Origin of the sequence: Sphingobium sp. MK2, assembly GCF_040170545.1 — a bacterium.
In the GTDB taxonomy this organism is placed as follows: Bacteria; Pseudomonadota; Alphaproteobacteria; order Sphingomonadales; family Sphingomonadaceae; genus Sphingobium.
In genome coordinates, this window is record NZ_JAZDXA010000020.1 from 15,053 (window position 1) to 28,327 (window position 13,275).

Below are 13,275 nucleotides of genomic sequence, written 5' to 3' on the forward strand. Positions count from 1 at the left end.
TCGCTTGTTCAAATATAGCGACGCGATCACTGCGCGACCATCCCCCCATCGACGACAAATTCGCATCCGGTGATGTAGCGCGCATCGTCCGACGCCAGGAACGCGACCATGGAACCAATGTCGGCGGGTTCGCCCATGCGGCCCATCGGAATGGTCGCGACGATCTGGTCGAATATCTCCTTGTTATCGGCAATCGCCACCTGCTGCATATCGGTCCAGATCATGCCGGGATGCACCGTGTTCACGCGGATATTGTCGCGCGCGGTTTCCAGCGCGACCGACTTGGAAAATAGCCGGACGCCACCCTTGCTCGCGGCATAAGCGGCGGTGCCCTGCACACCCACCAGGCCGGCGATGGACGACAGGTTGACGATCGAGCCGCCATGCCCCTGCGCGCGCATCTGGTCGACGGCGACCTTCGTGCCCAAATACACGCTGTCGAGATTGACCGAAATCTGCTTGTGCCAGTCGGCCGACGTCATCTCGCTCATCGGCCGCAACACGGCGATCCCGGCATTATTGACCAATATGTCGATTTTGCCAAAGGCGGCGATCACCGCTTCGATCACCGTGGTCCAGACCGCTTCGTCGGTAACATCCTGGGCCATGGCCTGCGCGGGGAAACCCTGCGCGCGCAATTCCTCGGCCCGCGCATCGACCGCCGCGCCATCCAGATCGGTCAGGAACAGGCTCGCCCCTTGCCCCGCCATTTTAAGCGCCGCCGCAAAACCCAGGCCATTGGCGGACGCCGCCCCGGTTATCAATGCCACCTTGCCCTTGAGGTCGATCATCATGCGCCAATTATCCTCTTGTCAGATTGTTTGGAGCGCAGACTGGCCAATATGGCGCATGTTACAACTAGTGCTATTCAGAGTCCCCGCCCTGCCGTAGCGCACTACCTATGACCTTACCGAGTTTCGGCGGGGTCACGCACGCGCTATCCTGCCTGCAAAGCCAGAACGGCTGTGCCATCAGAGAGGGTTTGCAATGGGCTATCATGACGTCATCGGCCAGGAAGCCGAAAAGATGCTGGAATTTGTCGAGACCGGCACCACGCACAGCGCGACCGACACGATGGAAGTCCCGGCCACCGCCTATACCGACCCCGCCTATTTCGAGCGGGAGAAGGCGGAAATCTTCCTGAAGATGCCCCTGCTTGCGGCTCTTACAGCGGAAATGCCCAATCCGGGCGATTACAAGGCGATGGAGCTACTCGGCAAACCCGTCCTCATCACGCGCAAGAGCGACGGCACGGTCGCGGCGATGCTCAACGTCTGCACCCATCGCGGCATGATCCTCAAGCCCGAAGGCCATGGCAATGCCAAGCGCTTTTCCTGCCCCTATCATGCCTGGACCTACAGCAATGACGGCAAGCTGATCGGCGTCGCCGAACCGCAGAAATTCGGCCCCATCTGCAAGGAAGAACGCAACCTCACCGCCCTGCCCGTCGCCGAAGCGGGCGGGATCATCTGGATCTGCCTGACGCCGGGGCTGGAGTTCGACATCGCCGCGCATCTCGGCGGCATGCTCGATGACCTCAATGCCTATGGCCTTGGCGATTGGCATTATTGCGGATCGCGGCGCATTTATGGCCCCAATTGGAAGATCGCCTATGACGGCTATCTGGAGGGCTATCATTTCGCCGCCGCGCACCCCACCACCATCCATCCGCGCACCTTCAGCAACATCATGCACTTCACCGCCTTCGGCCCGCATATGCGCGTGGGCTATCCGCAGGTTCGGATCAAGGAAGCGCTGGGCGCGATCCCGCGCGCCGACTGGGGCGAGCATGAGAATGAAGGCTATGATTTCGTCCGCACCATCTTCCCCAACATCTCCATCTTCTTCGCGCCCGAAATCACCCAGGTCGCCCAGTTGATCCCTGGCGACACCCCCGGCACCAACATCACCAACCTGATGTTCATCCGCCGTGAACCGCCCAAGGACGAGGCGGACGCCGCCGCGATCGAAGGCATGATGGACTGGCTGCGCGACGTCGTGAATGACGAGGATTATGGCGTCGGCCTGCAAGTGCAGAAGGGTCTGGAATCGGGCGCGATCAAATCAGTCATCTTCGGCCGCAACGAGCGCGGCAACCAGTATTTCCACAACTATGTCGACTATCTCCAGCGCGCCGACCCGAATGAGGCACCGCCGGAATTATAAGGAGTACACGAAGGCATCTGACGATGCCCTCTCCCCCCGTTCGCCCTGAGCCTGTCGAAGCCTGTCCTGAGCGCCTGCCTTGGCAGGCAGTCGAAGGGGGCCCTTCTTCTTGAAGGGAAGTATAGGGCTTCGACAAGCTCAGCCCGAACGGACTTGAGGTAAGTCCGAACGGGCCTGGTGTCCCCGCCCCTACAGAGTCGTCACACCCTCATTCAGCCGCACCACCGTCTTGCCCGTGGTCACGCCCGACATCAGGTTGATGAAGGCGCTCGGCGCATTTTCGATGCCCGTGGTCACATTCTCCTGCGCGATCAGCGCGCCCGACCGGATCCATTCACCCAATTGCGCCTCGGCCTCTTCCAGCATGTCGAGATGCTCATAGGCCAGGAACCCGCGCATCGTCACCCGGTTGACCAGCACCTGCCACAGGTTGCGGATGGGATAGGGTTCGTCATGATTATTATAATTGGCCATCATGCCGCAGGTCACGATCCGCCCGAACGCTGCCATATTGGGCAGCATCGTGTCGAGGATCAGCCCGCCCACATTGTCGAAATAGACGTTCGCCCCGTCCGGGCAGGCCGCCTTGATCGCAGCATCCAGGTCCGGCTCGGCGCGATAGTCGATCGCCGCGTCGATGCCGAAGGTGCCCGTTAACAGTTCCGCCTTGTCCTTCGATCCGACGATGCCGACCGACCGGCAGCCCGACAGCTTGGCGACCTGACAACCCACGCTGCCGACCGCGCCCGCTGCCGCGCTCATGACGACCGTGTCGCCCGCCTGCACCTCGCCGATCCGCTTCAGCCCGACATAAGCGGTGATACCCGACCAGCCAAGCGCGCCCATATAGGCGGTCAGCGGCACGCTGGGGTCGACATGGACATTTTCAATCGCGAAATTGCTGGGGTTCAGGATCGAATATTCCTCCCACCCGACAAAGCCCCGGCCATAATCGCCTTCCTTGAACCCCGGATTGCGCGACTGGATCACCCGGCCCAGCACCATGGTCGGGATGATGCCGCCGATCGGCGTCGCGGGCAGGTAGCTGTCGTCGCGATCGTCCAGCATCCCGCGCACGGCCGGATCAATGGCGAACACCTCGTTCCGGATCAGGATTTCCCCTTCTTCCAGTTCGCGCACCTGCCCTTCGACAAGGCGAAAATTCTCCGGCACGGGCACGCCATGCGGGCGCGAGGCAAGGACGATCTGGCGGTTCAGCAAGGCAGTTCTCCAGCTTGAGCGCGCGTTGGGCGCGTCTTTGACACCGCTATGCCCTGCCCCGTTCAAAGGCGACACTGACGAAATGCACAGCTACCCGCCAAAAAAGGCGCGCGAAGCCGGGTGGCTCCGCGCGCCTTGAGGAGTCGCGCTATGGGAGAGGGGGGAGATCAGCGCGAAGCGTATTGACGACCTTTGCTGGCGACGGCCCAGCGCTGCGGCGTCGCGCCCGGCGCGGCTTCGCGCACGAAACACTGGCCGCGACGCGACTGAACAATGCGGCAGGCGCTCATGGCGTCGGCGCGGCTGGCAAAGCCGCTGATCGCGAGGCGGTGGAATATCTTGCCATTGACGGTCGCCTGGCTGGTCAGCACGGGGAAGGCCGACAGCATGGCGTTGCCGCCCGCCATCTGCATCCATTTCTCCTTGGCGATTCCCGCACTGTCATAGGCACCCAGTTGCACCACCCAGTTGCTCGCGCCGCTCGCGACCGGCTTGATGAAGGCCACCTGCTGCATCCGCGCGGCAGGCGCGACGGCGGCGGGCTGCGCCTTGCCTGCGGGCTTGGGCGCTGCAACCGGCTTGCCCGAACGATCCTCGATGATGAAGTCGCGCGCGGCGACGCGCACCGGCTTGGGGTCAGCCTTGATGACCGGCACGGCCTCGGCCACGGGCGCTGGCGCGGCCACGGCCACCTGCACGGGGGCCGGGGTCTCGACGACCGGCATCGGATCAGCCTGCGCCATCGCGACCGGCGCAGCCGCGGCGGATGGTGCCGACAGTGCCAGCGCCACCGGCTGCCCCATATCATTGGGATCAATCGTCACGCCCATCAGCGCCGCGACGCGCATCGGCGCCAGCGATGGTTCGGCGATCTGCGCCCAGTCGGAAATCCGCTTGTTCGCGGCGAGCGGTTCCATATCCATGCCCGCGACCATCCGCGCATCCTTCCAGCGCCCGGCCAGCGCATAGGCATAGGCCAGATTCTGGCGCGTGCGCGCGGTTGCCGCCGGGTCATGAATAGCCTGCGACAGAACCCGCACGCCCTCCTGCGGATCGCCTGCCATCGCCATCGCAAGGCCATAGTCGCCCGCTGGCACGCGCTCGGCATGGGCCACAAGCAGGCTGCGCGCATCATCGGAACGCCCCTGCGCCACCTGCACCAGCGCGAGGCTGACGATCGTGCCCACATCGCTATTGCCCAGCGTCATCGCATCGCTCAGCGCCGCTTGCGCCGAGGCAAAGCGCCCCGCCTGCACATAGGCGCGGCCCAAAAGCTGGCGATAGGCGGCATTGTCGGGCGCGAGTTGCACGGCGGCTTCGGCCGCGGCGATCGCCTTGTCCGCATCGCGCGACGCCAGCGCCTTTTCCGCAATGGCGGCTTGCTTGGCAGGATTGCCCTTGGGCTGCCCAACCGAAGCCGATGGACGAAAAGCCGCCCCGGTGCAGCCAACCATCGTGGTCGCGACGAGCAGCGATGCGATCGCCGCCTTGCCGAATGTCGTGCGCTTCATATGCCTACCCACCTTCTATGCCTTGTCGCCGCGTGTCTGCGGCAACTGCTGAGTCAGCCGGTCGATTTCCGGCAACGTGTCGATGAAGTCATCGAGCGCCTGCGTAACAATCTGTTGCGCCGACCGTCCTGTGACGGCGCAGGCAAGGCGCAGTTTCAAATGGCGTTCAGCCTCCAGCCGCAGCGTGAAGGCGGCCTTGCGGCCCGGTGCCGGTGTCGGCACGGCCTTCTTGCGCGGCGTCGGCGCGGTCTTGATCCGCTCGGCCAGTTCCTCGCGTGCCAGCACGACCGGCGGCACAGCCACGGGTGCCGTCATCGGCGTCAGGCCGATCGCGACCGGCGGTTCCTCGACGGGCGTCGGCACCGGCTCCACGTCGAAGCCCATGTCGTTCCAGCCCAGATCATCCTGCGGCACCGCATTGCCGACGGTGCGACCAAAGCCCATCATCGGGCGGCGCATCGCCGGTTGCGCGGCGCCCTTGCGCGCGAGCAAGCCCGACGTCAGCGAGGCGAGCGGTTTGGGTTCGGCCATGACGCCTGCCTCCCTTACTGGCCGATCACGCGGCGGCCGAAGCCCCCGCCGGTCGGGCGAGCCGCGACGGTGCCGACGCTGCCCTGGGGCACGGAAAAGACCGTGCGGCGGAAATTCTTTTCCAGCCGGTCCGACACATAGGACCATAGCTGGACGACTTCGGCGGCGGAGCGTCCTCTGGGATCAACCTCCATCACCGTGCGTCCATCGATCATCGACGCGGCGAAATCTGTGCGGTGGTGCAACGTCACCGGCGCGACCGTGCCATGCTGCGACAGGGCAACGGCGGCTTCGGATGTGATGCGCGCCCTGGGCGTCGCGGCATTGACGACGAATAGCAGCGGCTTGCCTGCCCGCTCGCACAGATCGACGGTCGCGCCCACGGCGCGCAGGTCATGCGGGCTGGGGCGGGTCGGCACGACGATCAGTTCAGCGACGGAAATCACGCTCTGGATCGCCATGGTGATGGCGGGGGGCGTATCGATGACGGCCAGCTTGAAGCCCTGTTGCCGCAATGTCTCCAGGTCGGCGGCCAGCCGGGCAACCGTGGTCTGGGCGAAAGCGGGAAATTCAGCCTCACGCTCGTTCCACCAGTCGGCGAGCGAGCCTTGCGGATCAATGTCGATCAGCACGACGGGACCAGCGCCTGCCATCTGCGCCTGCACGGCCAGATGACCCGACAAGGTGGTCTTGCCCGATCCGCCTTTCTGCGACGCCAATGCCAAAATCCGCAACGAATATCCCCCCAGAAAATCCAGTTCCGGCCGGGACTGCCACAACTGCACCTAAAAATTGGTTAACCGACACTCTGCTTTGCTTGCGCCAAGGGGAACGATATCTAAGCTGGCACCGATGGCCGATATCTTGTGCTAACGTGAATTTAACCTTGTTTGCGCATCACCGGCGCAAAGCTGTTCGCGCAGGAGCATGGGACTATGACGTATCTTTGGAAGAGCATGGCGCTGGGGTGCCTGATCGGCTTGGCCGCGCCAGCGATGGCCGACGTCAAGACGGGCGTCGATGCCTGGCAGCAAGGCGACTATGCCAAGGCGATCAACGAGTGGCGGCCGCTTGCGCTCGCGGGCGATCCCGATGCGCAATTCAACATGGGCCAGGCCTATAAGCTGGGTCGCGGCGTACAGCCCGACCTGACGGCCGCGCTCGACTGGTATCGCAAGGCCAGCGCGCAGGGCCATCTCCGCGCCGAGGATAATCTGGGTCTGTTGATGTTCCAGCAGGGCGACCGCGCGAACGCCATGCCCTATCTCCAGCGCGCCTCGATGCGCGGCGAACCGCGCGCGCAATATATCGTCGGCACGACCCTCTTCAACGGCGACCTGATCGGCAAGGACTGGGTGCGCGCCTATGCCCTGATGACCCGTGCGTCGGCATCGGGTCTGCCCCAGGCAGCGACCAGCCTCGCAGAGATGGACAAATATATCCCGGAAGATCAACGCAAACAGGGTTTGGCGCTGGCCGCCAGTCTGGAAAAGTCGGAAAAGACCGATGCGCTCGCCGCCGCAAGCCCCGCTCCTGCAAAACCGACCCCGGCGCCGGTGCGGCCCGCCGCCTCGACGGTGCGGACAACGGACCTGCCGCCGTCGACTATCACACAACCGTCGACGCCGGTTGCCGCGCCGCCAGCACCACGCCCCACGCCAAAGCCAGCCCCGCAAGTCGTGGCAGCAAAGCCAGCGCCGCAACCGACGCCGCCAACACCTGCACCGGCCGCATCGGGCGGCTGGCGAGTGCAGTTGGGTGCCTTTGGCGAGGAAGCCCGCGCTCGCGCGCTCTGGACCCAGATGACCGGCAAGGTCAGCGGCTTGTCCGCCTACCAACCCTATCTGGTCAAGGCAGGCGCTGTCACCCGCCTCCAGGCTGGTCCGGTCGCCAGCAGCAGCGATGCCGCGCGCCTTTGCGCGAAGATCAAGGCCGCCGGTGCGGACTGCATACCCAAGAAGATGTAAGTCCGCGCCCTACCCCACCTGTTCCAGCATCCACGCCCGAAACTGCGCGACGGCGGGGTTGGCCAGCGCATCGGGCGGATAGGCGAGATAATAGGCCCGTTCGCTCGACAATGGACGGGCAAAGGGGATGACCAGCGTGCCTGCCTCCAGTTCCGGCTGGATCAGGAAGCTGGGGATCAGCGCCACTCCGGCCCCGGCGGCGGCGGCCTGCGCCAGCATCAGGAAATGTTCGAATGTCGGGCCAGGTTGCAGCGCGTCCGTATCCACGCCGGCCGCTGCGAACCAGCGCGGCCAGGCATCGCGGCGCGAACTTTGGCTGAGCAGCGGCGCGCTCAACAGATCGACGGGCGCACGCAATGGATGCGCCGCCAGCCAGCCGGGCGCGCATACCGGCACGACATCCTCGCGGAAAAGGAAATCCATCGCGACCCCCGGCCATTCCTGCGGCAGGCCGAAATGGATCGCGGCGTCGAAATCCTCCTGCGCGAAATCGAACGGTTCCGAGCGCGCCGCGAAATCCACCACCAGTTGCGGATGGCGAGCGCTCAGAAGCGGCAGGCGCGGCGCGAGCCAGCGCATCCCGAAACTGGGCAGCGTCGCGATCCGCAAGGCAGACCCCGCCCGCCGCTGCGCCGCCGCGCGGGTCGCGCGCCGAATGGCGTCGAGCGCGGGGGCGAGTTGTACGGCATAGGCGCGCCCGGCCTCATTGAGCCGCACCCGCCGTCCAATCCGGTCGAATAGCGGTCGCTGGATCAAATCCTCCAGCAAGGCGATCTGCCGACTGACCGCGCTCTGGGTCAGGCCAATCTCGTCGCCTGCGCGCGAGAAACTTTCATGCCGCGCCGCCGCCTCGAAGCTGGCGAGCGCGGTCATCGGCGGCAGCCATTTGCGACCCTCACTCATTCCAAAATCGCATCAACTGATGAAGGCTCCCCGTTTGCATCACCCATACTATCCTGCGATACTGCACCTGTCACCGGGAGCCTATCCATGTCGAATGCGAATATGCCTGTCATCGCCGCCCTGACCAAAGCCGTGCTAGGTGATACCGACGGCCAAAAGGCGCTCGATGCGCTGCAGATAACCCCTGCCCTGCTGGCCGAGCGCGGCCCCACCGTGTCGCGCGCTGCCTTCGCAATGGCTATGAACGTTTCGCTGTTCGACAATCTGTTGCGGCGGGTGCCAAGCGGCGCGGCCTATGTCGCCGACACGCTGGCGCAGGGCGGACGGGTGAACTTCGACCATGGCGCATTGCGCACCATCCGCCTGCCCGAAGGCCCCAACGGCGCGCTGCCCGGCGGCGAGGACGCTTTCACCCGCATCTTCGTGCCGCTCGGCTATCGCATGGCCACCGTCTATCCGCTCGACCGGCTGAAGATGACCGGCCGGGCCTACACCCATATCGACCATCCCGACGCCATCCCGCAATTCTTCCTGTCCGAACTGCATGTCGACCGCTTCGATGCCGAATTCGCCGCCGCCGCCGCGCGTGTGTTCGGCACCGCGCGCGATCCGCTCGATGCGCAGGCGCTGGCAGTGCTGGACGATTATGCGGTGGGCAAGCCCGTATCGTTCGCCGACGCCGTGGCGGCGCTGCCCACCATTTTGTCGGCGTTCGATCGTCAGCATGACGCGCCCGATTTTGCCGACTATCAATTGCTGCTGTCCCGCTCCAACGAAGCCGCCTGGATCGCGACCGAGGGCAATGCCTTCAACCACGCCACCGACCGGGTCGCCGATGTCGCTGCTCTTGCCGACCGGCTGCGGGCGGAGGATCATCCGATCAAGGACCGGCTGGAAATTTCCGCCACCGGCCGCGTGCGCCAGACCGCCCTGCGCGCCGACAGCGTCGAGCGCTGCTTTGCCGATGGGCAGGTCCGCGGCGTTCCCGGCTCCTTCTTCGAATTCATCAGCCGCGACATCGACCCGGCGACGGGTCAACTCGACCTCGCCTTCGACACCGGCAACGCCACCGGCATTTTCGCCATGACGCGCGCAGGAGCATGACGGCCATGTTGCAATCCTTCGATCCCGCCTCCCGCGCTCTCGTCTGGGAAGGCCCGGTTGCCGACGCCACCGCCTGCCATCGCGCGATCGCCACCGCCCGCGCTGCCCTGCCCGCTTGGCGCGCCCTGCCTGTCGATGATCGCATCGCCGTCGTCCGCCGCTATGCTGGCGTGCTCGCCGAACGGCGGGCTGCGCTGGCTGAACTCATCTCGCGCGAAACCGGCAAGCTCTTGTGGGAAAGCGACGCCGAAGTCGGGTCGATGATCGCCAAGGTCGATGTCTCGATCGCTGCCCATGCCGAACGCACCGGCGAGCGCGCCGCCGCCATGCCTTTCGGTCGCGCGGTGTTGCGCCATCGCGGTCATGGCGTGATGGCGGTACTTGGCCCCTATAATTTCCCCGGCCACCTGCCCAATGGCCATATCGTCCCCGCCCTGATTGCGGGCAACGCCATCATCTTCAAGCCATCGGAAATCACGCCCGCCACCGGCGAAGCGATGGCCGATGCCTGGGCCGCGGCGGGCTTGCCGAACGGCTTGCTGACCGTCGTTCAGGGTGGCCGCGCCACCGGCGAAGCGCTGGTCGCGGGCGATATAGACGGGCTGCTCTTTACCGGATCGGCAGGCGCTGGCGCAGCCCTGCGTCGCGCGCTGGTCGATCGGCCCCATGTCATCATGGCGCTGGAACTGGGCGGCAATAATCCGCTGATCGCCTGGGACAGCCCGGAGACCGCCGCCTCGATCATCGTTAATTCCGCTTTCATCACCACGGGCCAGCGCTGCTCCTGCGCGCGCCGCCTGATCGTGCCCGAAGGGGCGACCGGCGACGCGATCGTCGAGGCGGTCGATGCCATGGCCGCGCGCTTGCCCATCGCTGCCTGGAACGAAGCGGGCGACGCTTTCATGGGACCATTGGTGTCGGACGCCGCCGCTGCCGGGGCGCATCGTGCCGTCAGCGACCTGATCGCGCGTGGCGCGCGGGTCATCCGCCCGTTCGGCGGGGTGGAGGGCCGCAGCGCCGCCTTCGTCACGCCCGCCTTGCTCGACGTGACCGGCGTGGATACGCCCGATGCGGAGATTTTCGCGCCCGTCCTGTCGATCGTCCGCGTACCTGATTTCGACGCCGCCATTGCCGCCGCCAACGCGACCAGTTTCGGCCTGTCGGCGGGGCTGATTGCGCAGGATGACCGGCTATGGCAGCGGATGGTGGAGGAAAGCCGGGCGGGCGTCCTCAACCGCAATCGCCCGACCACGGGTGCTGCGGGCAATATGCCCTTCGGCGGTCTCGGCGCGTCGGGTAATCACCGCCCCAGCGCCTATTATGCCGCCGATTATTGCGCCTATCCCATCGCCAGTTTCGAGGCGGAGGCCGTGCAGGCCGTCCCGGTGACCGGCCTGTCCTGAACCGCCCCTACACCACGGGCGCGATCAGCCGACGCGGTGCAGCCCGCATAATTTATTGCCGGTCGGATCGCGCAGATAGGCAAGGTATAGCTTCCCAAAGTCCCCTTCGCGTATGCCCGGCGGGTCTTCGCAGGCCGTGCCGCCCGCCGCCACGCCAGCAGCGTGCCAAGCGTCGGCCTGTTCCGGGGATGCCATGGTGAAACCGATCGTGCCGCCATTGGCTGCGCAAGCAGGCGCACCGTCGATCGGCTTGGTCAGCATCAGCAGCGCACCGTCATGCATGTAGATGACGCGGCCCTTGGCATCGACCATGCCCGGCTTCGCGCCCAGGGTAGCCATCGTCGCATCGTAAAATGCCTTGGACGCCTCGATATCATTGGCACCAATCATGATGTGGCTGAACATTGCATCTCCTGTCATATCGTGCGCGCGACGTTATCATTGCGAATTGCCCAAAAGGGTAGGCGGACATAAGCGCGCTACAATGGTAACCGTCAACCGCTGAAAGAGAGGCAATAAGCCAGATCAGAAGATCACATTGTAGAGGAACCAGCCCATGATCAACAGGCTGGACACGATACAGATACGATCACCGAAGACGTCGATACGAGACATCGAAACACATCCTTCCATTTGCCGGGCGCTCTGCGTCGCCTCTGGGGAAAGATTACATCAGTTTTTACCGTATCGGAACAGGAAAGTTGCGGCCAACTGCCCTATCGGCGGGGTGAACCAACGTTCCACCCCTCTTGACGTCCTTTGATAGCGGTCCCATCCCGCCACATGCGCCAGCCTGCGGAAACCTACCGGAATTCCGGCCCGCGATGTTTCAGGAAAGCGCGAGTCGCTTCCTCCGGCCCGCGATAGGCTTCCTGAAACTCCGCGCTCCAATATTTCAGCTCGTCCAGATCAATCCGCGCGCCCGACACGGCGCAGACCACGAACTGGCCCGGCCGTTCGACGTCGAAATGCGGCGTGTCGTAACGCAGCACGGCCAGGCCCTGAATATCCGCCATCAATCGCCCGTCAGGATACGGTCGACCAACTGCTTGACGGTCGGCACGAAACCATTGGAGTAGAAGGGGTCCTGCTTGAACTTATAGGCGCCATGGCCGGCGAAGACGAGATTCTTGTCCAGGTCGCCGCCATGCACCGCTTCCTGCAACGCCTTCTGGATGCAGAAGCTGCGCGGATCGGCCAGCCGTCCGGTCGAATTGGTCTCGCTGTCCATCCAGGACGAGAAGGAACAATGGCTCAGGCAGCCCATGCAATCGGTCTGATCCTTGCGGATCATCGTCTTTTCCGCGTCGCCAACGAACACCAAAGTATTGTCCGGCGTCTTGAGCGCGGCGGTAAAGCCCTGCCCCACCCATTCGCGCGCACGATTGAGGTCGCCCAGCGTCACCCAGAAATTCTTGCCCTTAACGCCCACGTCTAACTGATGGGTATGGTCGCCCGCCTGTTCGGTGCTGAAGGGGATTTGCCGTTCCGACCGGGCTTCCAACTCGCGCAGGAACGGGTTGCGTACCGCTGAACTGTAAAAGCCGGTCGGCGAGAATTTGTGCAACAAGATATCGCCGGGGTTTAGCTGGGTCAGGAGGTCCTTCCAATCCTGCGGGATCGGGCTTTCCTGCGTCAGCAGCGGGCGCGTGCCAAACTGGAAAGCGATCGTCCCCAATTCGGGATTGTCGATCCAGTCGTTCCAGTCCTTGAGCGCCCACACGCCGCCGGCCATCACGATCGGCACCTCGTCCGAAATGCCCCCTTCGCGCATCGTATCGCGCAGCGCCTTGACGCGGGGATAGGGGTCTTGCGGGACTTTGGGATCTTCGGCGTTGGACAGGCCATTATGCCCGCCCGCCAGCCAGGGATCTTCATAAACCACCGCCGCCAGCCATTCCGACGCCTTGGAATAGGACCGCTTCCACAGCGCGCGGAAGGCGCGGCCGGACGAGACGATCGGCAGATAGCTGACACCGTAGGACGCGGCGATTTCGGACAGCTTATAGGGCATGCCCGCGCCGCAGGTCACGCCCGCGACCATCCCCTTGGTCTTTTCCAGCACGCCATGCAGGATGCGCTGCGCCCCGCCCATTTCCCACAGCACGTTGATGTTGATCGCGCCCTTGCCATCGGCAATTTCATAGGCGCGCTTGACCTGCTCGACCGCGCCGTCGATCGCATAGGCGACCAGTTCCTCATGGCGGTCGCGGCGGGTGCGGCCATGATAGATTTGGGGGATGACATTGCCGAAACTGTCATAGCTGTCGGCATTGACGGCGGACACCGTGCCGATGCCGCCAGCCGCCGCCCAGGCACCGGAACTCGCATGGTTGGACACCGCAACGCCCTTGCCGCCTTCGACCAGCGGCCAGACTTCGCGGCCACCATAGACGATAGGCTTCAACCCCTTGAACACCAAAATCTCCTGCGACAAAAAGGCCCGGCCGGTCGACCGGGAATAAGCGA

Annotated in this window: 13 protein-coding genes; 4 read left to right on the forward strand and 9 right to left on the reverse strand. The window is 64.5% G+C overall.

Translation table 11 applies throughout. The features are described 5' to 3' along the window. Nucleotides 1–26: 26 nt before the first annotated feature. Nucleotides 27–794: an SDR family NAD(P)-dependent oxidoreductase gene (locus V2I08_RS11145; protein ID WP_405053642.1), complete on the reverse strand. Its 768-nt coding sequence runs from the start codon at nt 792–794 to the stop codon at nt 27–29. A gap of 193 nt (nt 795–987) precedes the next feature. Between V2I08_RS11145 and V2I08_RS11150 the strand changes: the two genes are divergently transcribed. After that, nucleotides 988–2,166, forward strand: coding sequence for an SRPBCC family protein (locus V2I08_RS11150; protein ID WP_349635169.1), 1,179 nt, complete (start codon nt 988–990; stop codon nt 2,164–2,166). A gap of 189 nt (nt 2,167–2,355) precedes the next feature. On the opposite strand, the gene V2I08_RS11155 is transcribed toward V2I08_RS11150, so the two are convergent. The 4 genes from V2I08_RS11155 to V2I08_RS11170 form a co-directional block, all read right to left on the reverse strand. Beyond that, complete coding sequence (locus tag V2I08_RS11155; RefSeq protein WP_349635170.1) at nt 2,356–3,387, reverse strand: NADP-dependent oxidoreductase; 1,032 nt, start codon at nt 3,385–3,387, stop codon at nt 2,356–2,358. A 167-nt stretch (nt 3,388–3,554) separates the two neighbouring features. Then, on the reverse strand, nt 3,555–4,898 hold the full coding sequence (locus V2I08_RS11160) for a tetratricopeptide repeat protein (protein ID WP_349635171.1): 1,344 nt from the start codon (nt 4,896–4,898) through the stop codon (nt 3,555–3,557). 15 nt (nt 4,899–4,913) lie between these two features. Beyond that, on the reverse strand, nt 4,914–5,429 hold the full coding sequence (locus tag V2I08_RS11165) for a hypothetical protein (protein ID WP_349635172.1): 516 nt from the start codon (nt 5,427–5,429) through the stop codon (nt 4,914–4,916). A 14-nt stretch (nt 5,430–5,443) separates the two neighbouring features. Beyond that, on the reverse strand, nt 5,444–6,163 hold the full coding sequence (locus V2I08_RS11170) for a ParA family protein (protein ID WP_349635224.1): 720 nt from the start codon (nt 6,161–6,163) through the stop codon (nt 5,444–5,446). A 201-nt stretch (nt 6,164–6,364) separates the two neighbouring features. Here V2I08_RS11170 and V2I08_RS11175 point away from each other — a divergent pair, with 201 nt between their 5' ends. Further along, complete coding sequence (locus tag V2I08_RS11175; protein ID WP_349635173.1) at nt 6,365–7,396, forward strand: SPOR domain-containing protein; 1,032 nt, start codon at nt 6,365–6,367, stop codon at nt 7,394–7,396. 9 nt (nt 7,397–7,405) lie between these two features. On the opposite strand, the gene gcvA is transcribed toward V2I08_RS11175, so the two are convergent. Then, the gene (gcvA, locus tag V2I08_RS11180) at nt 7,406–8,299 is read right to left on the reverse strand and encodes a transcriptional regulator GcvA (RefSeq protein WP_349635174.1); all 894 of its coding nucleotides are present in this window, start codon (nt 8,297–8,299) and stop codon (nt 7,406–7,408) included. A gap of 87 nt (nt 8,300–8,386) precedes the next feature. Between gcvA and V2I08_RS11185 the strand changes: the two genes are divergently transcribed. Both V2I08_RS11185 and astD read left to right on the forward strand, forming a co-directional pair. After that, the gene (locus V2I08_RS11185) at nt 8,387–9,403 is read left to right on the forward strand and encodes a 2-oxoadipate dioxygenase/decarboxylase family protein (protein ID WP_349635175.1); all 1,017 of its coding nucleotides are present in this window, start codon (nt 8,387–8,389) and stop codon (nt 9,401–9,403) included. After that, nucleotides 9,400–10,806, forward strand: coding sequence for a succinylglutamate-semialdehyde dehydrogenase (gene astD, locus V2I08_RS11190; protein WP_349635176.1), 1,407 nt, complete (start codon nt 9,400–9,402; stop codon nt 10,804–10,806). Before V2I08_RS11185 ends, astD begins: the two co-directional genes overlap by 4 nt. A gap of 24 nt (nt 10,807–10,830) precedes the next feature. Here astD and V2I08_RS11195 read toward each other — a convergent pair whose 3' ends face one another. The 3 genes from V2I08_RS11195 to V2I08_RS11205 all read right to left on the reverse strand — a co-directional run bounded on the left by V2I08_RS11195 (nt 10,831) and on the right by V2I08_RS11205 (nt 13,225). Next, the gene (locus V2I08_RS11195) at nt 10,831–11,211 is read right to left on the reverse strand and encodes a VOC family protein (protein WP_349635177.1); all 381 of its coding nucleotides are present in this window, start codon (nt 11,209–11,211) and stop codon (nt 10,831–10,833) included. A gap of 398 nt (nt 11,212–11,609) precedes the next feature. Next, nucleotides 11,610–11,822 (reverse strand): DUF2093 domain-containing protein, encoded by a 213-nt coding sequence (locus V2I08_RS11200; protein WP_349635178.1) that lies wholly within the window; start codon nt 11,820–11,822, stop codon nt 11,610–11,612. Beyond that, nucleotides 11,822–13,225, reverse strand: coding sequence for a nitronate monooxygenase (locus V2I08_RS11205; protein WP_349635179.1), 1,404 nt, complete (start codon nt 13,223–13,225; stop codon nt 11,822–11,824). Before V2I08_RS11205 ends, V2I08_RS11200 begins: the two co-directional genes overlap by 1 nt. Nucleotides 13,226–13,275 lie beyond the last annotated feature (50 nt).